At 70.8% G+C, this 20,394-nt stretch carries 22 protein-coding genes; 10 read left to right on the top strand and 12 right to left on the bottom strand.

Annotated elements, in window-relative coordinates:
- Nucleotides 1-20 precede the first annotated feature (20 nt).
- The 4 genes from J2Z30_RS23230 to J2Z30_RS23215 all read left to right on the top strand — a co-directional run bounded on the left by J2Z30_RS23230 (nt 21) and on the right by J2Z30_RS23215 (nt 4,271).
- Nucleotides 21-1,421 carry an MFS transporter gene (locus J2Z30_RS23230; protein ID WP_063791033.1) on the top strand — a complete coding sequence of 467 codons (1,401 nt, stop codon included), beginning with the start codon at nt 21-23 and terminating at the stop codon, nt 1,419-1,421.
- A 43-nt stretch (nt 1,422-1,464) separates the two neighbouring features.
- Entirely contained in the window at nt 1,465-2,613 is a 1,149-nt protein-coding gene (locus tag J2Z30_RS23225) for an NAD(P)/FAD-dependent oxidoreductase (protein ID WP_044580393.1), read from the top strand.
- Nucleotides 2,614-2,724: 111 nt separating this feature from the next.
- Complete coding sequence (locus J2Z30_RS23220) at nt 2,725-3,972, top strand: alpha-keto acid decarboxylase family protein (protein WP_052701904.1); 1,248 nt, start codon at nt 2,725-2,727, stop codon at nt 3,970-3,972.
- A complete protein-coding gene (locus J2Z30_RS23215; RefSeq protein WP_052701906.1) occupies nt 3,936-4,271 on the top strand; it encodes a hypothetical protein in 336 nt (111 codons plus the stop codon). Before J2Z30_RS23220 ends, J2Z30_RS23215 begins: the two co-directional genes overlap by 37 nt.
- An 8-nt stretch (nt 4,272-4,279) precedes the next feature.
- Here J2Z30_RS23215 and J2Z30_RS23210 read toward each other — a convergent pair whose 3' ends face one another.
- The 8 genes from J2Z30_RS23210 to J2Z30_RS23180 form a co-directional block, all read right to left on the bottom strand.
- Nucleotides 4,280-5,254 (bottom strand): phosphotransferase family protein, encoded by a 975-nt coding sequence (locus J2Z30_RS23210; RefSeq protein ID WP_044580394.1) that lies wholly within the window; start codon nt 5,252-5,254, stop codon nt 4,280-4,282.
- On the bottom strand, nt 5,251-5,646 hold the full coding sequence (locus tag J2Z30_RS23205; protein ID WP_078957200.1) for a cupin domain-containing protein: 396 nt from the start codon (nt 5,644-5,646) through the stop codon (nt 5,251-5,253). Before J2Z30_RS23205 ends, J2Z30_RS23210 begins: the two co-directional genes overlap by 4 nt.
- Before the next feature lie 11 nt (nt 5,647-5,657).
- Nucleotides 5,658-6,200: a S26 family signal peptidase gene (locus J2Z30_RS23200; protein ID WP_209468796.1), complete on the bottom strand. Its 543-nt coding sequence runs from the start codon at nt 6,198-6,200 to the stop codon at nt 5,658-5,660.
- Nucleotides 6,200-8,173: an ABC transporter ATP-binding protein gene (locus tag J2Z30_RS23195; RefSeq protein WP_078957201.1), complete on the bottom strand. Its 1,974-nt coding sequence runs from the start codon at nt 8,171-8,173 to the stop codon at nt 6,200-6,202. The genes J2Z30_RS23200 and J2Z30_RS23195 overlap by 1 nt, the downstream gene beginning before the upstream one ends.
- Nucleotides 8,170-8,661, bottom strand: a complete 492-nt coding sequence (locus tag J2Z30_RS23190) for a TlpA family protein disulfide reductase (RefSeq protein WP_372453293.1) — start codon at nt 8,659-8,661, stop codon at nt 8,170-8,172. Before J2Z30_RS23190 ends, J2Z30_RS23195 begins: the two co-directional genes overlap by 4 nt.
- Nucleotides 8,552-9,322 (bottom strand): MauE/DoxX family redox-associated membrane protein, encoded by a 771-nt coding sequence (locus tag J2Z30_RS51745; RefSeq protein ID WP_372453292.1) that lies wholly within the window; start codon nt 9,320-9,322, stop codon nt 8,552-8,554. Before J2Z30_RS51745 ends, J2Z30_RS23190 begins: the two co-directional genes overlap by 110 nt.
- Nucleotides 9,323-9,525: 203 nt before the next feature.
- On the bottom strand, nt 9,526-9,729 hold the full coding sequence (locus J2Z30_RS23185) for a hypothetical protein (RefSeq protein ID WP_014057610.1): 204 nt from the start codon (nt 9,727-9,729) through the stop codon (nt 9,526-9,528).
- A gap of 156 nt (nt 9,730-9,885) precedes the next feature.
- A complete protein-coding gene (locus J2Z30_RS23180) occupies nt 9,886-10,779 on the bottom strand; it encodes a helix-turn-helix domain-containing protein (RefSeq protein WP_052701909.1) in 894 nt (297 codons plus the stop codon).
- Between the two features lie 220 nt (nt 10,780-10,999).
- Between J2Z30_RS23180 and J2Z30_RS23175 the strand changes: the two genes are divergently transcribed.
- Complete coding sequence (locus J2Z30_RS23175; protein WP_044580399.1) at nt 11,000-11,446, top strand: anthrone oxygenase family protein; 447 nt, start codon at nt 11,000-11,002, stop codon at nt 11,444-11,446.
- A 33-nt stretch (nt 11,447-11,479) separates the two neighbouring features.
- Here the strand turns inward: J2Z30_RS23175 and J2Z30_RS23170 are convergent, their stop codons facing one another.
- Nucleotides 11,480-12,394 (bottom strand): LysR family transcriptional regulator, encoded by a 915-nt coding sequence (locus J2Z30_RS23170; RefSeq protein WP_209468795.1) that lies wholly within the window; start codon nt 12,392-12,394, stop codon nt 11,480-11,482.
- 89 nt (nt 12,395-12,483) lie between these two features.
- Between J2Z30_RS23170 and J2Z30_RS23165 the strand changes: the two genes are divergently transcribed.
- Nucleotides 12,484-13,311 carry an oxidoreductase gene (locus J2Z30_RS23165; RefSeq protein ID WP_044580402.1) on the top strand — a complete coding sequence of 276 codons (828 nt, stop codon included), beginning with the start codon at nt 12,484-12,486 and terminating at the stop codon, nt 13,309-13,311.
- A gap of 42 nt (nt 13,312-13,353) precedes the next feature.
- Here J2Z30_RS23165 and J2Z30_RS23160 read toward each other — a convergent pair whose 3' ends face one another.
- Nucleotides 13,354-13,845 carry a DinB family protein gene (locus J2Z30_RS23160; protein ID WP_044580403.1) on the bottom strand — a complete coding sequence of 164 codons (492 nt, stop codon included), beginning with the start codon at nt 13,843-13,845 and terminating at the stop codon, nt 13,354-13,356.
- A gap of 118 nt (nt 13,846-13,963) precedes the next feature.
- A complete protein-coding gene (locus J2Z30_RS23155; RefSeq protein WP_044580404.1) occupies nt 13,964-16,252 on the bottom strand; it encodes a polyprenyl synthetase family protein in 2,289 nt (762 codons plus the stop codon).
- A 153-nt stretch (nt 16,253-16,405) separates the two neighbouring features.
- Here J2Z30_RS23155 and J2Z30_RS23150 point away from each other — a divergent pair, with 153 nt between their 5' ends.
- Complete coding sequence (locus J2Z30_RS23150; RefSeq protein WP_044580405.1) at nt 16,406-17,014, top strand: ABC transporter ATP-binding protein; 609 nt, start codon at nt 16,406-16,408, stop codon at nt 17,012-17,014.
- Nucleotides 17,011-17,943 (top strand): ABC transporter permease, encoded by a 933-nt coding sequence (locus J2Z30_RS23145; RefSeq protein ID WP_245388319.1) that lies wholly within the window; start codon nt 17,011-17,013, stop codon nt 17,941-17,943. Before J2Z30_RS23150 ends, J2Z30_RS23145 begins: the two co-directional genes overlap by 4 nt.
- Here J2Z30_RS23145 and J2Z30_RS23140 read toward each other — a convergent pair.
- Entirely contained in the window at nt 17,891-19,060 is a 1,170-nt protein-coding gene (locus tag J2Z30_RS23140; RefSeq protein ID WP_044580406.1) for an aminotransferase, read from the bottom strand. The two genes, J2Z30_RS23145 and J2Z30_RS23140, sit on opposite strands and share 53 nt — an antisense overlap.
- 176 nt (nt 19,061-19,236) lie before the next feature.
- Here J2Z30_RS23140 and J2Z30_RS23135 point away from each other — a divergent pair, with 176 nt between their 5' ends.
- Nucleotides 19,237-19,545, top strand: coding sequence for a TetR/AcrR family transcriptional regulator (locus J2Z30_RS23135; RefSeq protein ID WP_308280031.1), 309 nt, complete (start codon nt 19,237-19,239; stop codon nt 19,543-19,545).
- A gap of 110 nt (nt 19,546-19,655) precedes the next feature.
- Complete coding sequence (locus J2Z30_RS23130; RefSeq protein ID WP_044580407.1) at nt 19,656-20,393, top strand: CPBP family intramembrane glutamic endopeptidase; 738 nt, start codon at nt 19,656-19,658, stop codon at nt 20,391-20,393.
- Nucleotide 20,394 lies beyond the last annotated feature (1 nt).

Here is a 20,394-nt window from a genome sequence, read left to right as displayed (position 1 = left end):
CCATGGGGAGATGAGACACCGTGGACACGCGCAAAGTCCCCCTGGACGACCTGCCCACCTGCCGATTCCACCGCAAGGTCGCCTTCGTCGCGGCAGGCGGCCCCTTCTGCGACGGCTATCTCCTCGGCATCATCGCGGTGGCACTGCCCACGATCGCCACGGACCTGGGAATGGGCTCGCTGGGCGAGGGACTCATCGGTGCCTCGGCGCTGATGGGCATGTTCCTCGGCGGCCTGATATTCGGGCCGCTGACCGACCGGCTCGGACGCAGCGGAATGTACACCGTGAACCTTTTGGTGTTCGTGGTGTGTTCCGCGCTCCAGTTCTTCGCCGTGGACGCCCTGTCCCTGTTCCTCATGCGCTTCGTCATGGGGGTCGCGCTCGGCGCCGACTACCCCATCGCCACGGCCCTGGCCACCGAATTCCTGCCCCGGCGGCTGCGCGGGCCGGTGCTCGTCTCGCTGGTGCTGGTCCTGTGGGTGGGTTTCACCGCGAGCTACGCGGTCGGCTATCTGATGGCCGGTCTCGGCGACGGAGCCTGGCGCTGGATGCTGGCCAGCGCGGCCGTCCCCTCGCTCGTCTTCCTGCTGCTACGGCTGGGCACCCCCGAGTCCCCGCGCTGGCTGCTGAGTGTCGGCCGCACCGACGAGGCGCGCGCGGTCGTCACCGAACACCTCGGGCCGCAGGCCGACTTCGAAGCGCTGGCCGCCGAGACGCGCGCCACCCCCGTGCGGAAGGGCCCGGCACTGAGCGGCATCGGTGAGCTGTTCCGCCGCGGCTACGGGCCGATGCTGGCGTTCTGCTCGATCTTCTGGGTCTGTCAGGTGGCGCCCTCGTTCGCGGTGAAGACCTTCCAGCCGCAGCTGCTCACCTCGCTCGGGGTCGACAACGCACTGGGGGCCAGCGTGCTGGTGCAGTCGTTCGCGATTGTGGGCACCGCCCTCGGCATGCTCGTCATCAACACTCTCGGCCGCAGGACGCTGCTGCTCGTCTCCACGGCCGTGTTCACCGTGGCGCTGCTGGTTCTCGGGATCAATCCATGGGCCACCAGCGGGCTGGTGATCACGCTGTTCATCGTGTTCAACCTGGCCGAGGCGGCCGGCGCCGCGCTGCAGTTCGTCTACCCCAATGAGCTGTTCCCCACCGATCTGCGCGGCACGGGCATGGGCGTGGCCACTGCCGTGAGCCGCATCGGATCGGCCACGGGCACCTTCCTCCTGCCCCTCACCACCGACCGATGGGGCACCAGCACCGGCCTGTACATCGCGGCGGGCATCGGAACGATCGGGCTCGCCGTCTCGTGGCGCATGGCGCCGGAAACCCGCCGGCTCAGCCTCGCCCAGGCGAGCGGGGCCGAGGAGCGGGGCCACGGACCGCGGCAGCCGGCCGACGCCACGCGACCGGGCTGGCCGGCCCAATAGCCCACCTGAAACCGCAGAGAGACCACGACGAGCAAGGAGACCCATGCCACCCCTCCCTTCCCCCTCCTCCGCCCATGTGGTGGTCGTCGGCGCCGGCATTCTCGGCACGGCGCTGGCCAGGCAGCTCGCCCTGAGCGGCGCCCGCGTGACCGTCCTGGACCGCGAGGGTCCCGCGGCCGGGGCCACGTCCGCCGCCTTCGCCTGGCTCACCAACCAGACGTACTTCCGCAACGGCACCTCGCTGTCGGACGGCACGTCCCGGCACTACTTCGGCCTGCACCGTCTCGCGCTCGGCGCCTGGCGGCGGCTGCACCACGAGCTCGGCGAGGCCCTGCCGGTCCGCTGGGGCGGAACGGTGCAGCTCGCACCCGGCCACGGCGCGGAACACGACCTTCTCCGCGGCGACCTGCGCCGACGGCTGGCCTGGGGCAGCCCCTCCCGAGCCATCACCGCCACCGAGGCCAGGGAGCTGCTCCCCGGCGCCGTCGTCGCCGACGAAGCCGTCGGCTTCTTCACACCCGACGAGGGCTCCGTCGACCCCGCCGGGGCCGTCGCCGCACTGGTGGACGCCGGCACGAGGCTCGGGGTGGACTTCCGCTACGGCGCCGACGTCACGGCTGTCGAGGGCGCCGGGGACCGCGCCCGAGCCGTGGTCACCTCGAGCGGGCGGATCGAGTGCGACCACGTGGTCGTCGCCTGTGGCGCGGACTCGCCTTCGCTGCTGGACCCGCTGGGCGTCACCGTGCCGCTGGTCGATTCCTCCGGCACCATCGTCCATCTCGCCCCGCTGCCGCCCTTCCTGGAGCGGGTGCTGCTCGCCTCGGACATCCACGCCATCCAGCGCACGGACGGGCGGGTGGTGCTGGCCAGGCACTACACCGGCACACCGGTCTCCGACCCGGCGGGGCTGGACGGCGAGGGGCTGCTGGCCGACGCGGCCACGGTGCTGCCGCCACTGCGGCGGGCGGAGATCGAGAAGATCACCGTCGGGCGCCGCATCGTTCCGGCCGACGGGCTGCCCGTCATCGGCCGCAGCCCCCTGTATCACAATGTCCACGGCGTCACCACGAACGCGGGTATCACCCTCGGCCCCTGTCTCGCGCAACTGCTGGCCACGGAGGTCCTGGACGACGTCAGGGTGGATGTGCTGGACCCCTATCGGGCGACCCGGTTCACAGCGGTCAGCGGATAGCCCACGCGGGTGGTGTCCTCGCCGCGGGCCGTTCTCGCGGCAGGGGCGCCGGCGCGGCCGTCGCCCGTTCGGCGGGACGCGTCCCGGGGTAGCACCAAGAGAGGTCGCGGCATGGGCATATGCACCGTGGGTGACTACCTCCTGCGCCGGCTGCGGGAGATCGGGGTCAGGCATGTCTTCGGCGTGCCCGGCGACTACCAGCTGGAATTCCTGGACCAGGTCGAGGCGATGGACGGCATCGAATGGGTCGGGAACTGCAATGAGCTCAATGCCGCCTACGCCGCGGACGGCTACGGCCGGCTGAACGGAATCGCGGCTCTCATCACCACCTTCGGCGTGGGGGAGCTGAGCGCCCTCAACGGCATCGCCGGCGCGTACGCCGAGTCGGTGCCCGTCGTGTCCATCGTGGGGACACCGGCCACCTTCGTCGTGGAGGGCAAGCAGAAGGTCCACCACACGACCGGCGACGGCGACTTCACCCGCGCCGCGAAGTGTGCGGGCGAGTACACGGTCGCGCAGGCCGTGCTGAGCCGCGACAACGCCGCTTCGGAGATCGACCGGGTGCTGCGCTTCTGCTGGCTGCTCAAGCGTCCCGTGTACATCATGCTGCCCTCGGACGTCGCGTACGAGACGATCGAGGCACCGGCCGAGCCGCTGGCCCTCCTGGAACCCTCCAGCGACCCCCGCAAGCTGGAGCGGTTCGCGGGCCAGGCGCGGGATGTGCTGCGCGCGGCCCGGTCGGTGGCCCTGCTGATCGGCCCCGAGATCGACCGGTACCACCTCACCGGCCGGCTGAGGGAACTCGCCGAAAAGATCGGCTGCCCGGTCGCCTGCCTCAGCAATGCCAAGGGCGTCTTCCCGGAGGACCACGACCAGTTCATCGGCGGATACGCGGGCAGGCTCAGCGACACGTACGTCAGGGAGGCCATCGAGAACGCGGACTGCCTGCTGGCCGTCGGCACTCAGTTCACCGACTCGGTCACCGGCGGGTTCTCCCAGAACATCGACCCGTCACGGGTCATCGCCCTGCATCCGACGGCCGCCGCCATCGGCGACACCCAGTACGCCCACGTATCCATGAAGGACGCGCTGCTGGCGCTCGTCAGCACCGGCGTCCACAAGCCCGCCGCCATCACCCCGCTCCTCCGGCGCCGCGTCACGGGGCAGGAGCGCGCGCCCGTCCGCCCGGCCCGGCTGGTCCAGGAACGCTTCTGGGAGCAGCTCCAGGCGTTCCTCGAACCCGGCGACGTGGTGATCGCCGATCAGGGCACCTCGTACTACGGATGCGCCGAACTGCCGCTCCCGCACGGCTGCACCTCACGGTGCTGCGGCATGGACTGCACCCCGTCATCTTCCTGATCAACAACGACGGCTACACGGTCGAGCGCTGCATCCTCGGCGCGGACGCGGGCTACAACAACATCGCCACGTGGCGATACGACCGGCTGGTCGAAGCCTTCGACCCCCAGAACCTCGCCATCACCGTCAAGGCGAACACCGAGGACACCCTCGCGGCCGCGCTCGAGACGGCCAGGGGCAACCGCGACTGGCTCATGTTCATCGAGGCGGTCATGGAACGCCTGGACGCCCCGGAGCCCCTCGTCAAGCTGGGCAAGGCATTCGCCGCAGCGGACTACCACCACGCACCCGTCTCCTGACCGGCGACCTACAGCTGAGAACTGCGCAGCCAGCGCAGTGAGGCGAGACCCAACGCGGTCATCATGGCCACGATGTTGGGATCGGCGCCCGGCCCGGCCGCGGCAGCGGTCCGCAGGAGAAATCCGGCGTGCAGGGCGAGCACCTCGTTGATCCGGGCGGGGTCGAGATCGCGGGTCAGCGGGTGGTGCTCGGCGATCGGCCGCGGGTCCACGCCGCTGAGGGAGGCGCTCGACACCAGGGTGACCACGTCACAGTGGCGGGGGCCGATCCAGGCGTGCGGCCAGTCGACGACGAAGACACGGTCCGCGGTCAGCATGATGTTGAACGGGTACAAGTCTCCATGCAGGAGAGTGGCGCCATCCAGTGAAGCGTTCTCCTCCAGGGCGACGAGCTGGTCGAAATGGCGGGCCGCCCACGGTGACAGCTCCTCGACCTTGCCCCTGACAGCGGCGTCGTCCGCCATCGCCGGCCATCCTCCGAGACGGGGCTTGCCCAAGACCGCCTTGTTCATGGGCGATGGCGTCAGAACCTCCGCCATATCGGTGACCGCCGCGAGCACTCTGTCGAGCTCCTCCCGCTGCCACGGCTGGACGGGCAGATGTCCCACGACCTCCTCGAAGGCCAGCACGACCCAGGTACCGTCGTCGTACGCGTCGAGCAACCGCGGCGCCGGCGCCTCCCTGGGAAGCCGCTCGGACACGGCGATCTCCCGGCGGTGGAAGTCCGCCACCGCCGGTGCCATCAGTGAGCCGGCCGCCTTGACGAAGGCACGCTTGCCGTTCTCCAGACGCACTCGTGCGGCGAGCCCCTCGGAGAACCCGCCCCGCTGGCTGACCGCATGGGCCACCGGGCTGCCGAGCAGCTGCCCGATCCGAGCCGCCACCTCGCGCGGCATCGCCGCCCAGTCCATCCTCCGGCTGCCTGTGGCCTCGGGCAGGCCCAGGCTCGCCGAAACGAGTCCGTCGTCGGGATCATGTGTCATGGTCGGCTCCGAGGTCGTCCTTCACCGTTCTCTGCCACCGCGTAACCGGGCACGGACGGCCACCGGACGGTCAGCACCACCGACTCCTCCTCCGCGAACCATGAATGGTCGACTCCGTGTCCCCACACGACGTAATCACCCTGCTCTTCCAGAAGAACGTCGCGGCCGGGGAGTTCCACGCGGAAACGGCCGCTGATGAGAACCAGGAGAGCCGTACGTTCCTCGCCCCTCACCCATTCCGCTCGTTCGTCGCCACGAGGGTGGACGCCCCATTTGATCTCCACGGCCTCGCTGTGGCGCGGATCGCCGGCGTCCTTGAAGTGTCCGAGGAGCCACCCCCGGTCCAGTGCCGCGTCCTTGCCTGCATTGCCCACGTACACGCTGTCGCTCACGGTGCCGGACGCTAGCAGCTCCTCGTGTGCGCGCCCGTGTGGGCATCTCGGTCCCCGTGGCCCGTGGCGGTCGCGTCCTCATCGTACGTCGGCCGGGGGCGGGGCCGCAGGACGGTGCCCAGGACGTGTGTCGTGGGGAAGTAGCCCGCCTCGCGGGAGTCGTAGCTGTTGTGGGTGTTGTCGCCCAGGAGGACCAGTGCCCCGGGTGGGACGGAGTCGACGGCGGCGTACGGCTCCGGGAGCGCTCCCGGGGGCGGTCGGTCGCCCGCCACCGCCGCCACCCGCTTGATCATCCATTCTTGCGCGGTACCGGCGGCCGCTACCGCCCGGCTCGGGGCGGGTGACGAGCGCCCGTCGTCCGTCTGCCGTACGACGATCACGTGCCCGACCGCGCACCGTCCGCCGCGCCGCACCAGGACTCGCTCCCCGTCTCGGTACGTGGGCTCCATGCTCCCGCCCCGTACGGTCACGACCACGAGTGTCCGCCGCAGTACCGTTCCCGTGATGAGAGCCGTCCCCAGGGCCATCCCCATTCCCAGTGCTGTCAGACCCATCACACCGCCTCCTCCGGCGCTACCGGAGACTCCTCGGCGGAGAGCTGATAGCCACCGGCCTGGAGGGTGAAGAGCCGCGCGTACTCCCCGCCCGCCGCCATCAGCAGGGTGTGGTTCCCCCGCTCGGCGACCCGCCCGTCCTTGAGTACGACGATGATGTCCGCGTCCCGCAGCGCACTGAGCCGGTGCGAGATCAGCAGGCTGGTGCGGGTGCTCCGCTCGCTTCGCAGGGACGCGTGGATCTCGTGCTCCGCCTCCGCGTCGAGCCCGGCCGACGGCTCGTCGAGGATCATCAGTTCGCGGCGCGTACACGCATCGCGCAGGAATGCCCGTGCCAGTGCCAGCCGCTGCCACTGACCGCCGGAGAGGACCACGCCCGTCTCCGGGTTGCCCTTGTCCTCCTCCGTGAAGAACATCCGGGTCAGCAAGGTGTCGTAGCCACGGGGGAGTGCGGCCAACTGGCGGTCGATTCCGGCCCGTTGGGCGGCCTGACGCATCCGCTCAGGCGATCGGTCCCGATCCGTCAGCACGGTGAGGTCGCCGAGTGCGATGTTCTCCGCCGCCGTCATGTCGTACTGCATATAGTCCTGGAACACCGCGCCCACGCGTTCCCGCAACCGCGCCGGATCGGCCTCACGGATGTCCACGCCGTCCCACAGGATCGCGCCGCGCGTCGGGTCGTAGAACCGGCAGAGCAGCTTCACCAGAGTGGACTTGCCCGCCCCGTTGAGCCCGACGAGGGCCAGCGCACGGCCCTGCGGAATGTGCAGATCGACGCCGCGCAGCACCCACGGGAGATCGGGAGAGTAGCGGAACCAGACGTCCCGGAGCTCGATTCCGTGGCGCAGCGCCGGCAACGGGCGGGGCCGGTCCGCGACCGGGAGGTCCGGGCCGGCCTGCGTCACCGCCGTGTAGTGGTCGAACATCAGCAGCGTCTGCTGGCCCTGCGCGGCGTCCCCCGCCAGCGAGGTCAGCGCCCCCTGCACACCGGCGATCGCGGCCACGAACATGGTCACATCCCCCACCGACAGCGCCCCGCCGCGCGCCGCGAGGACCGCCCAGAGCAGTCCACCGCCGGAGACCACCGCCGCCAGTCCGCCCAGCCCCGTCTGTACGGCGATTTCCCGCCGGTCCATGGCCCGCTTCGCGGCGTTGGCCGTGCGCCGTTCCGTCAGCATCCGCTCGCGCAGAAACGGGCCGATGCCGAAGAGCCGGACCTCCTTGGCCGCCTCCACGCTCGACAGCAGATCGGCGTAGAAGAACTCCCGCCGCTCGACCGGCCCGACCTCCCACAGCATCCGCGCCCGCCGCCGTGCCAGCGCCACTTCCGACCACAGCACGGGCACCCCCGCCACCAGCAGTATCCCGGCCATCACGGGGCTGACGAGGAGGAGCGAACCGAGGAAACCACCGATGGTCGCCCCGGCGCGCACGACGCCCAGGATGCTCTCCGCGACATGGGTGGCCGTCTCGTGGCCCGCCTGCTGGGCCAGCCGCAGGCGGTCCAGGAAGTGCGGGTTCTCGAACTTCCCCAGCCCGACGAACCCGTCGACGGCGGCGAACAGCCGGTCCTGCATCTCCAGCCCCACCCGGCGGTCCAGCTCCGCTCGCGCGTAGCGCATGGCCTGCGAGGCCACCACCGCCGTCACACCGAGGCAGGCCATCGCCGTACCGGGCCACAGCAGGGTGCTCGGGGCACCGCTCGCCAGATCGTCCAGGACCAGCTTCATCAGCCAGGCCGTCACCACCGGCAACGCGCTCACCAGCAGCGACAGTCCGATGTGGAGCAGCAGGGTGCCGGGGGCGGCGCGGGCGGTGACCGCACAGACGGCGGCGAGCCGCCGCAGCGCGATCACGGCACGCCCCGAGCGCCGGGAGTCGCGCCCCCGGTGCCCGGAAGGGGCGTCGGAGGGGGCGCGGTCGGTGTCCGCCGCCGACTCCTCGTGGCCGCCTCGCCCGCGCACGGTGCTCACACCGGAAGTGTCGGCCGGGACAGGTCCACCGCGTCGTCGGTGACCACGACATCGCCCTCGGCATCCGGCGCGACCATGAGCACCGTGGGAAACGCCATGATCTCGAATGCCGCGCCCAGGGGTTCCTCGTTGCGGGTCTGGGTCACGACCTTCGCCACCGACCTCAGTTCGGCGACCATGGGCGCGGCCAGATCCTCATCGCCCACCACGGCGGCCAGCACCCGATCGCGTCCGCCGGGCACCGTGCGGGCGTACTCCATGAACTTCGGCAGTTGCTCCTTGCACGGTCCGCAGGTCGGCGTGAAGAAGCCCACCAAGGTGGTCCCGGTGATCGTGGCGCGGCCCAACGGCTCGCCGTCCACGGTGTGAGTGGCGAACTCACCCACCGGTTCGCCGAGTTCGATCGCCGAGCGTGGCCGGTCGACGGCCCTCGCCGCCAGCAGCTCGCCGTGTTCCCGAAGGCGCTTGATCACGCCCAGGGTGAGGATCAGGTCCAGCGAACACAGTGCCCCCACGAGCACCACGGCGCTGATCAGGACTGGCATGGTTCCTCCCCGATGTCCCGGATATCCTGGATGTTGCGGATGGCCTTCGGATGGTGTGCGCGCGCGTCGAACCGCGGATCTGCCGGGCCCTGGACGGGCGGAAGAGCTCGGCCAGGTCGTCGAGTACGGTCACCAGGGCACCCGCGACGAGCCCGGCCGCCGCCGCCACGAGCGCCCCCGTCGCCGTCGCCGGAGCCCGGTCCGCCTGTGCCATCAGGCCGGCCGCCGCCGCGACGGCGGTCAGCACCACATTGCGCAGGAGGTGGCGGCCGCCGAGCGGGGCCGCCGAGGCCCCGAAGCAGCGGCAGGTGGCGCCCGTTCCCCGCCGTATCGTGCGGGCTATCGCCGCCGTGAAAGCGCTCAACAGCCCCGCCGCGAGGGCCAGTCCGGCCACGGTGGCACCGTCGGACTCCACGATGAGCAGGGCACATACCGCGCCCTCCGCGGCGACCACGGCCCCCGCCGCGGGTCCGACCAGCCGCGGTGGCACCACTCCCATGGCGGGCAGCGACTCCACGAAGGCCGTGAACCTGCCCCGGCCCGCCGACTTGCTCAGAAAGGCCATCAGGAAGACCACGCCGATCATGGCCCGGACCGCGATCACCAGATACTGCACGGCAACCCTTTCAACGGCAACCCTTTCAACGGCAACCCTTTCAATCGAGGTAGGGGTGCGGGCTGAGCGTGAAGGCGGCCCCCGGATGCCCCCGTGGCCACTCGGGGGCCGCCTGCCCGCTGTCGTTCAGCGGTGCGCCGCGTACGCCGTCGTCCAGGAGCGGACGGCGGTCAGCACGGCCCTGCGCGGTGTCAGCAGCCCACGCAACCGGCGCAGTCGAAGCCCCCGGCCGAGTTCTTGCAGCAGCGGGCGTTGCAGCTGCACTGACCGCCGTACTGCCGGTTGCACTGCCAGCATTGCGGCCAGCACTGCTTCACCTGCACGGCAGAGGCCTCCACCTGGGGAACGAACAGGCCGAGCAGCCTGCTGCCCATCGTGGTGAGCGTCCTGTACATGTCCACCCTCCTTCCGTCGAGTCCGGCCCGGCTCCGTGGACTGGGCGCGGGCCGATGTTGGGTCGAGCCGACAGACGGCGCCTGCCGACTCCGCCACCATCGCGATCCGGCAGGAGGGATGTCTTGTACGAATGCGACGCCGGGAATGCGCCGCCCTCACTCGGCGAGCAGAACGCTGGTGACCTGATCGGGCAGGAAGTCCAGCGGGTCGCCGGGCTTGGAGGACGCCCGGCGGGTTCCGAACCGGCCCGGTGTGCAGCCGACCCGGTCCTTGAAGGCCCGGGTGAAATGGGCCTGGTCGTAGTAGCCCGCGAGGGCCGCCGCCTCCGCCCACGGCAGACCGCCGTCCTGCAGGCGCAGCGCCTCCTGCAGCCGTAGCACCTGGGCTAACTGCTTGGGTGGCAGGCCCACTTGCTCGCGGAAGCGCCGCTCAAGACGTCGGCGGCTCCATCCGGTCTCGGTGGCCAGTTCCCCCACGCGTATCCGGCCGTGGGTGCGTCCCAGCCGCCGCCACGTCCAGACCACCTCGGGCGCGCATACCGGCCCGGCCTGGGCTCGGGCCGCGAACACCCCGTCGAGCAGGGCGAAGCGCGATGTCCAGTCGCGGCACTCGGACAGGCGGCAGAGGAGACGGCCCGCCTCCCGGCCGAGGAGATCGGCCGGGTCCAGGTTGCGCTCCGCCAGCTCGGCCATCGGCATGCCGAAGAAGCGGAAGGCCGCGATCGGCGTCAGCATGACCGTCACCCCGGACAACTGGCCGGTGTGCTCGCCCAGCGTGGCGGTGGCCCGTAAGCCGTTGATCATTGAGGTTCCGGTGACGGACTGGCACGGATCCACCGCGTCGGCGATCCGTACCGGCTCGCCGAACCCGAGCATCACCTTCACCACACCGTCCGGCACCAACAGCCGACATCGGGGCCGGCGCGCACCGAACCGGAAGCCCCGGTATCCCAGCACATGCTCGCGCGCGGCGGCGCCGGGTTTCCTGGTGATCAGCTCTCGCGAATCCGCCGCACTCGATAAGGCCCTCGGTGAGTGCTTCTCATGCATGGTGCTTTCCCCCTCGTGTCCGTGGATCGGTCACATAAGCCCCATCGTGTCCGGTACGGGGAGACGGGGACCACAGGGATCAGGCCAATGCGGACGGCGGGGGCGAACCCCGTACGGACACTCCGGATGCTAGCAGCGCTAGACATTCGAGCGGCGCTCTGGTTAGCATCACATGGAAATCTAGCGGCGCTAGAAATGCGTCAGGGGCTCGGGAGGGGACATGCAGAACACACTCGCCATCGTCACGGTCGTGGTCGTCGGCCTGCTGGTGGGCGTCGAGTTCGCGGTGGCGGCCTTCGTCAACCCGATCATCAGTCGGCTGCCGGACAACGGCGGCCTCGCGGCCCGCGGCCACGGAGCGCGCCTCCTCGGCAGGGTGATGCCGTTCTGGTACATCGGTTCGGTACTGCTCAGCGCCCTCTGGGCCGCCATGGCGCGGGGCGACGCGGGGGCGGGACTCATCGTCACGGCCGCCGCCCTGCTCGTCCTCAGCGTGCTGATGTCGATCGCCCTGCTCGTCCCGATCAACTCCCGCGTGGCCCAGTGGACCCAGGACACCGTCCCGGCGGACTGGAGGGAGCAGCTCGGCCGCTGGGACCGGTTCCACTACCTGCGCGTCGGCGTCATCATCGCAGCATTCGTCCTGCTGGTCGTCGGCATCGCGTGACGCCCCGGCGCCGGCCGGGCACCGGACTCCACGTCAGGCTCCGGCCGGGGACTGCCCGGTCGCCTCCCTGCAAGCACGTACGTAGTCCAGCACCAGGGGACGGTGGTCGTCGGCGCGCCGGGCGAGTGCGTACCGGCTCGGCGAGATGCCGCGCACCGGCCGGGTCACGACGCCGCCCAGAGTGATGAGCGGTGCGTTCCCGCCGGCCAGCAGGCAGACCCCGCGCCCGTCCACCAGCGCCTCGTACGTCTCCTCGGTACTGGCGATCTCGGCGCCGACGACCGGTGGCCTGCCGTCACGGGCGTCCATGGCGAGCCAGTAGTCCCGGAGCGCCCCGGCGCTCGGGGGCAGCGCGAGGAACGGCTCGTCCAGCAGGTCGGCGAAGTCGACCACATCCCGGGCGGCCAGCGGATGCTCCTCGGGCAGCGCGACCAGACGGGGTTCCCGGGCCACCACCACCCAGGTGTAGCGGTCCGGATCGGGCATCGGGAGCCAGACGAACGCGAGGTCGCTGGAGCCGTCCGCGAGCCCCGCGGTCGGGTCCTCCCAGCTCACCTGGCGCAGTTTCATACGGGCGTCGGGGTGTGCGTCGGCGAACCGGGACCTGATCCCCGGCAGCAGACCGCCGCGACCCGGGCTGGTGCTCATCCCCACGACAAGCGTCGCCCGTTGCCCGGCCTTGGCCCGCTCGACCGCTTCCCGCGCGGCGTCCCACGCGGCGAGCACCTGCTGGGCGTGCGGCAGCAGCGCGGCGCCCACCGGTGTGAGCCGGACGCTCCTGCCGTCCCGTACGAACAGCGGCGCGCCGAGCCGGAGCTCCAGCATCCGGATCTGCTTGCTCAGCGCCGGTTGCGAGATGAACAGCCGCTCGGCCGCGCGGGTGAAGTGCAACTCCTCGGCCACAGCGGTGAAGTACCGCAGATCCCTCCCATGCACATCCATAACCATCGGCTATCACACCGGGTCTTGGACGGGCAAAGGACTTCTCCGCGAGAGTCGACCCCGAAGAGCACAACACTTCCGTGAAGGGATGTCCGATGGGCAAGGTCTGGCTGGTGACCGGGGCGAACAGTGGCTTCGGCCGGGCGATCACCGAGGCCGCGGTGGCCGCCGGGGACGTGGTCGTGGCCACCGCACGCCGTGTGGCGGCGCTGGGTGACCTCGTGGCCGCGCACCCCGACCAGGTGGAGGCGCTGACGCTGGACGTCACCGATACCGCGGGGGCCGAGGCCACCGTGCGGGATGTGGTGAGCCGTCACGGCAGGGTCGACGTCCTGGTCAACAACGCGGGGCGCGGCCACGTCGGCGCCGCCGAGGAGACCACCGACACCGAGCTGCGCTCGCTGTTCGACCTGCATGTCTTCGGCCCCGCCGCCCTGGTCAGGGCCGTGCTTCCCGCCATGCGGGCCCGGCGCTCCGGTGCGATCGTCCAGATGAGCAGCATGGGCGGCCAGATGTCCTTCGCCGGATTCTCCGCCTACAGCGCCACCAAATTCGCCCTGGAGGGATTCTCGGAGGCGCTGGTGGAGGAGGTGCGCCCGCTCGGCATCAAGGTGCTCATCGTGGAGCCCGGCGCCTTCCGCACCAGCCTGATGGACAACACCGGCGCCAGCGAGGAGATCGCCGACTACGCCGCGACGGTCGGGCCCACCCGGCGGATGACCCGGACCGCCGGGGGCGCGGAGCCGGGCGACCCGGCCAGGGCCGCGGCGGCGATCCTGACGGCTCTGGACGCCGAGCGGACGCCGCTGCGGCTGCCGCTGGGCAGCGACGCGGTCGACGCGGTCCTCACCCACCTCGACGCCATCCGCTCCGACGTCACCACCTGGGAGAAGACCGCTCGCGACACCGCCTACCCGCAGTAGGCGCGCGGCAGGCGGAATGTCCCGCAGCGGCGAGAACGAGGCTCAGCGCCCGGTGCCGCCGTCGATGAGCTCGCGGAGGATGTCCGCGTGACCTGCGTGGCGACCGGTTTCCTCGATCATGTGGGTGAGTGCCCAGCGAACGCTCGGCGCCGGGCCCGGACGCCCCGGCCGGGGCAGTGGCGCACCGAGCTCGGTGCATTCGTCGAGCACCTCGTTCGCACGCGCGACGGTCTCCCGGTAGCGCGTGACGACGTCGGAGACGCTGTCCTCAGGGTCGGGCCGGAGCGTCGCCTGCCAATCAGTGACCTTCTCGCCGAGGAACGTCGCGCTCTCGACGGCGATCAGATGGTTGAGCAGTCCGAGCAGGTTCGTGCCCGAGGGCACCGCGGACGTCCGGACCTGAGGCTCCGCGGCTCCGTCGACTTTCGCGGCGATCGAGACACGCAGATAGTCGAGGAATCCGCGCAGGACGTCCGCTTCGCTGTTCGCGGTGCGGGGTGGAGGGGTGTCCTTGCGGCGGGAGGCGGTGGGCACGGCGTTCTCCTTGTGTGGCGCTCGTCGGGGCGGCCCTCGGTGTCGGTGGGGCCAGTCTCGGCACAGGCGTCACAAAGTGGCGAGGAACCTTGCGGTTTCGGCAAGCCGCCTCGAACGCTCATCGCTGGGGGACGTGGTCCGTTTCCCGCTGGGCGGCGTACCAGCCCAGTGCGCGGACCATGGGCTTGTGCGGAGTCGGCGGGAGCAAGGGTGCGAGGGCGTCCCAGGTCTTGTCGACGAGTGTGCGGGCCTCGGCCACGCACGCGTCGACGGCTCCACTGCGCATCAGCAGGTCGGAGGCTTCGAGCGCCCCGGCGTCGGAGCGCTCCCGGAGGGCGTCGCGCAGGCGCCGGCGGTCGGTTGCGCCGAGCAGGCCGGTGGCGTGGGCCACGGGGTAGGTGACCTCGCCGTTGCGGAGGTCTTCGGCGGGGGAGCGGGTGGTGATGCCCCGTTGGTGTTCGTCGGGGGTGCACTGCCCGTACAGGTCGGCGACGTCGTCGGTGATCTGGTAGGCGACGCCGACGGCCTCGAAGTACTCGCAGATCGCGGCCAGTTGGGCCTCGTCGGCGCCGCCGAGGATCGCGGAGACCTCGGCGGTGCTGCGGACGAGCATGCCCGTCTTGAGCCGGTGGGCGGTGCGGATCTGGTCGAGGAGGGCGCGGGCGTCACCCGTTGCCACGGCTTCGCCGAACGCGGTGTGGTGCCCGGCGAGGTCGAGGGCCTGACCGGCGTGGGCGGCGCGCAGGTCCCGCAGATAGAGCCGGTAGATGCGCAGCATGGTGCCGGGGTCGGCCTGCGGGACGCGCTGGATGAGGGCGTCGAAGGTGTAGTAGCCGAGGGTGCCGGCGGTGATCGCGGGAGCGGTGCCGAAGACCTCGTGGACGCTCGGACGGCCGCGCCGGGTGGGGGAGTTGTCCTGGATGTCATCGATGACCAGCGCCGAGACATGGAGGAGCTCGGTGACCGCCGTCAGCGGCCGGTAGGGCTCGGGGTCCGCGCCGAGGAGGCAGAGCACGGCCGCGGCCACGTAGGGACGCCATGAGCGCCCGGGGTTGTCCAGCAGGTGCAGGAGCGGAGCGGCGACCCCCTGGTGGAGGCGGATACGGGCGGCGGTGTCCAGGCCCGTCCCGTCGCCGGTGCCGGTGAGCAGTCCCAGCGCGGTGCCGTCGGTGGCATCGCTGGAGTAGAGCGCGGCGGCCTCCGCACGGGCGATGTCGTGGGTCCGGCGCATGTAGTGCTCGATGTCGCCGATGGTGTTGGTCGGGAGGGTCTGCAGGAACGCCGTGCCCGCCACGGACGTGGTCCCCATGACACCGCGCACGGTGGCGGGGCTCTCCCACAGGGCGCGTCCGGCGAGCAGCGTACGGACCTCGCCCTCCGCCGCCGGGGCGATCACCTCGACATCCAGGCCGAGGCCGGGGACGCTCACGCGCACGGCGGTCGGGTAGGTGTTGAGGGTGGCCAGCGAGGTCCAGTGGCGCACGGGCCGCCAGTCCACGTCGTGGTAGCCGACGCCGCCGTCCGGGGCGACCACCGTGGCGCGGGTGAATTCCAGTGTGGTGGCACCGGTGGTGGGGTCGGTGTTGCGCGCGTGGACGCAGCTGATCTCCCAGCCGTTGCCGAGCTGGATGCCCGCCCACTCCCAGGTGTGGTCCGGCGTTCCCGGGGCCCGCTGGACGTCGTAGTAGGTGCTGCCCCAGTCCTGCTCGAACCAGGCGTGCCCCGCCAGCCGCTTCTGGGTGCCGTCCGCACGGCGCAGGGTCCCGTGGGCGCGCAGCCGGGGCACGAAGTACGACGTCATCGTGTCCGCGCCGGTCGGGAGCCGCCCCGGGTAGCACCCCTGGGCGTCGAACTGCGGGACCGCCGCCTTGACGGGGGTGAGGACGAGCTCGAAACGTTCCTCGTCCTCGAAGGCCAGGCGGTAGCCGCCGTCCTCCTCACGGCGCAGCGCGGCCACGTCCCCGAAGGAGATGTCCAGCGTCTCGGCCGACTCCACCACCGGCTCGGCCAGCAGCCGGTCGGGCAGCAGCGGGCCCTCGGCGAGGGCGTCCGTCAGCGCCTCACGGACCCGGTGATCCAGCGCGGTGTCGCCGCGGAGCGCGTCGCGGACCGCGCGATGCATGGTGGGCGACAGCCAGGCGCGGTGGGAGACCCCTGCCGGGCCCGAGCACGTGGACACCAGACCGTACCCGGGACGGGCGGCGCGGTCCCGCAGATCGTGGTGTTTCAGGAAGCTGACCATCCACGTGTACGTGTCGCCGCTCTCGTCGCGCAGATGCCCGTTGAGATACCACGCCTCGGCGCCGGCCGAAGGGTGCGGCGCGCCGAAGGGCGCTGAGGCGGTGGTGTGCTGTGGCGCCGGCCTCGAAGGGCCCTGTGCCACGGAACGGGACGGGGAGGTGGTCATGCCGGAAACCTAGACGTCCATCGCCCGCTCACCGGGCTCCCTTGCACTGGCCCCACCTCATCGGATGAACGCACAGCCCGGATATCGGGTCGTCACCGTGCCCTCGAGGCCCCCGGCTCGTTATAGCGGAACGCCAAGGGGAGGAGGCGTTCGATGGAGGTGACCGGCGTGCATCACGCCTACGGCCGGCGGGTGGTGCTGCGCGGTGTCGACCTGCGGCTGCGACCGGGTGTCCTGGCCGGAATCGTCGGGGAGAACGGCGCGGGCAAGACGACGCTGCTGAGGATTCTGTCCGGCGAACTGGCCCCCGATCGCGGCACGGTCCGCCACCACGGCGGTTTCGGGTACTGCCCGCAGGCCGCCGTCCTCAACGACGCGCTCACCGTCCGCCAGCACCTGAACTACTTCAAGGTCGCCTACGGCCTGAGTGATCTGGCGCGGGCCGAAGAGGTCATGGAGGTACTCCGGTTCAGCGAGTACGCCGACGAACGGACCGGAGTCCTCAGCGGTGGAACCCGGCAGAAGCTGAACCTCACCCTGGCCCTCATGCACGACCCGCGGATCCTGCTGCTGGACGAGCCCTACCAGGGCTTCGACTGGGAGACCTACCAGCGGTTCTGGGACCTGGCCGGCCGGCTGCGCGAGGACGGCCGGTCGGTCCTCGTGGTCTCCCATCTGGCCTACGACGCCGAACGCCTCGACGAGTTGTGGCGCCTCCACGGCGGCGTGCTGCGCGAACGGACCACGGAGCCCACCGCATGACACCTCTCCGGGCCATACGCCGCCACCGCCCCCTTTTCCTGACCGCGGCCCGCTACGCGCTGATCGAGCACCTGCGCAACCGCTTCGCCATGGTCCTCATCGCCCTGTTCATCCCCGTGTGGACCGCGCTGGCGTTCTGGTCCGTGCCCGGCACCCCCACCCGCTTCCGGCTGCGCGCGACCGGACACCTGCTCACCCCGCACGGCAACCAGCTCACCGAGATCACCGGCGCCCTCAACGCCGTCACCCTGATCATCGGCTTCATGATGTTCGCGGCCTCCTTCACCGGCGGCCACTTCGACCGCCGACTGGCCCTGGCCGGCTACCCCCGCACCCATCTCGTCCTCGCCAAGCTCACCTCCCTGGCACTGGCCTCCGCCGCCGTGGCCGCCTACGCGACCGCCCTCACCTGCACCTTCTGGACACCCGAGCAACCCGCCCTGCTCGCCGCGGCTCTCTTCTGCGCCGGTATCACCTATGGCGCCCTGGGCGTCGCCTTCGGCTCACTGCTGCGCCGCGAAGTGGAGGGCATGTTCGCCATCGTGATGACCAGCGTGATCGACCTCGCCCTGCAGAATCCGCTCTACAGCTCCAGCTCCGACGGCAGCGTGGTGCGCTGTCTGCCCTCCTACGGCGCGATGCAGGCGGCCACCGGCGCCGGGTTCTCCACCACCCCGCTCCCGAAGTACCTCGCCATCCAGGCCGGATGGTTCACCGCCGCCGCACTCGTCGCCCTCCTCGCCTTTCACATGCGCACCCGGAACACCCTCGGCAAGACCGGGCGGCCGCGGTCGGCAGCCCATCAACCAGCCGCGTCACCGGTGCGAAAGATGCGGTTCAGACAGTGCTCCAGGACCACGACCGCGGAATGCCGGGTCAGCCAAGGAGATCCTGGGCCATCAGTTCAAGACGCTCGGCGAATTCGGTGAGTCCGGCTTGGTCGACGTTGCCGAAGCTGACCCGGAACGTCTGGCGGTCGTCGGGCAGGAAGGCGGTGCCCGATATGACGAGCGTGTCGTAGCGGGTGATGAGGTCGCGCACGACCTCGTCGGTGGGGCGCTCGGCAAAGGGGTGGCGGATCCAGCCGAAGAATCCGCCGCTGCTCATCAGCTGGAAACCGCCCGGCCGACCGGCCAGCGCGGTCTCCAGCCGACGTCGCTTGTCCGCGACCTCGTTCGCACGCGCACGTCGCCACTCCTGGGCCGAGGTCAGCCCGGCCCAGGCGGCTTCCTGCCCGATACGCGGAGGACATATCGCCACACAGTCGAGCAACTTCATCACCTCGCGGCTCAGCTCGGGCGAGGCGATGACCGCGCCCACCCGGTAGCCGGGAATCGCCAGGTCCTTGGAGAAGCTGTGCAGGCTCACCAGGGTCCGCTCCCAGTCCGGGTCGGCGAACAGCTCGTGTGCCGGTTGCTCCGTGTCGCGGAACGAGCGGTAGGTCTCGTCCAGGATCAGCGCGATATCGTGCCGCTTCGCCAGCTCGTAGAACCCCGCGAGCACATCCGACGGAAGGGTGACGCCGCTCGGGTTGCCCGGGGTGACCAGCACGATCGCCCTGGTGCGCGGCGTGATGAGCGCTTCGGCCGCCTCCGGGTCGGGCACGAGACCGGGGCCGGGCTCCAGGTATCGCGGCACGACACCGTTCATGCGCAGCCACATGTCGTAGTTGAAGTAGTACGGCAGGGCTTCGATGACCTCGTCACCCGGCTCGGTGAGCGACTGGGCAACCAGGCAGAACGCCTGATTGCAACCCGCGGTGACGACCATCTGGCCGGCCCCCACCGGGCTCTGGTAGGCGCGGCTGAGGTCGGCGGCGAACGTCTCCCGCAGCCGGGGCAGCCCGGGAGCCGGCACGTAGGCGGCGCCGTTCGGCTCGTGTGCGACCTTGGCGACGTGCTCGATCATCTCGATCGCGGGCGGGTAGCTCGGCGCGGCCTGGGCCAGATCGAGTAGCGCACGCTCGCCGCTGCGCTCCGCCAGCAGGGCATATGTCGCGCCCATCGGTGACTCGATCTGGTGCACGGTTCGCGGGCTGAGTCGCACGTCGGCGCTCCTTCACGGGTTGGCTGTCCGCAGACGGTCGACCACGATGCTATCGGCGTGCTTCGCGCACCAGCCGGGTCATGAGAGGGTGGCGGCGAGACAGGCGAGGACCATGGTTGAACGAGTCATTCGGTTCGATTTCATTGTTCAGGCTGTACGCATAGCTCTGCACCGCCATCGGGATCGCCGACGCACAAGGACTCGCCGCCGTGTCCATGCGCCGGATCGCCGCACGGCTCGGCTGCACCACGATGTCGCTCTACCGGTACGTGCCCGGCAAGGCCGAGCTGCTCGACCTCATGACGGACGCCGTGATGGGCGAAGTCCCGCCGGCCGATGCCGCGCCGGGCGACTGGCGGACCCGGCTGGAGCTGTCCGCCCGTGCCGACTGGGGCCTCTACCACCGTCACCCCTGGATCCGCTCCGACGCCTGCCGCCAACGCGCCTACCGCGCCTGCCGGTCCCGCCGGTCCCGCCCGGCGTAGGAAGCCCGGTGCAGAAGGCGCAGCCCGGGGTAGCGCAGCAAGACCGGATCATCACGCTACCGAGATCTCCGGGTTCCCTTCTCCGTGCCCACGGCTACGCTCATTCCGTGATGCAGTCGTGGAAAGACCACGTCAGCCGTCATCCGCTGTGGGGCGCGGTGGAGTTGACGTTCGCATGGCACACCGTGCTGCTGCTCTTCGCCAAGGTCATCCTGCCTCCACTGGCGCCCTCCTGGTACCCGGACCTCGGTGCCACCCTGGTCAACGTCATCTGCGCCGCGGGGGTGTGGCTCGTGCTGTGGCGGTGGGGGTGGCTGCGGGTTTCCGGGGTGGCCACGCCAGGCCGTCCGCGCCGCTGGTGGATGGCCGCGCCGATGCTGCTGGTCGCCTGCTCGTATTCCGTGGCGGGCCTCGACGGCAGCGCGACCGTTGTCGGCAGCGGCCTGGTGTCGCTGCTGTGGGTCGGCGTCAACGAGGAGATGTACAGCCGGGGACTCGTCCAGCAGGCCCTCGGCCCACTCGGTCCGGTGCGCGCGGCCGTCGGCGTCGCCGTGCTCTTTGGAGCGGGCCACATCCAGAACTTCCTGTTCTTCGGCGATCCGCTCGACGACACGCTGTGGCAGATGCTGTCCGCCGGGTTCTTCGGCTTCACATGCGCCGCCCTGCGCTACGCGATCGGCTCGATCTGGCCGATGGTGGTCGTCCACGGCCTCGACGACTTCTTCCAGATCCGCTCTCCCGGCTCGGCCCCGGACTGGTGGCAGGCGAGCGTGTACGCCTTCCACTTGGTGTACGGCCTGTGGCTGCTGCGCCGCTACGGTGCGGGCGGGTCGTACGAGCGCGCATGAG

The sequence above is a fragment of the Streptomyces iranensis genome (genome assembly GCF_017874715.1).
Classification (GTDB): domain Bacteria; phylum Actinomycetota; class Actinomycetes; order Streptomycetales; family Streptomycetaceae; genus Streptomyces; species Streptomyces iranensis.
The sequence above is the reverse complement of the archived record's forward strand: the minus strand, read 5'-3'. Positions and strand labels throughout refer to the sequence as shown.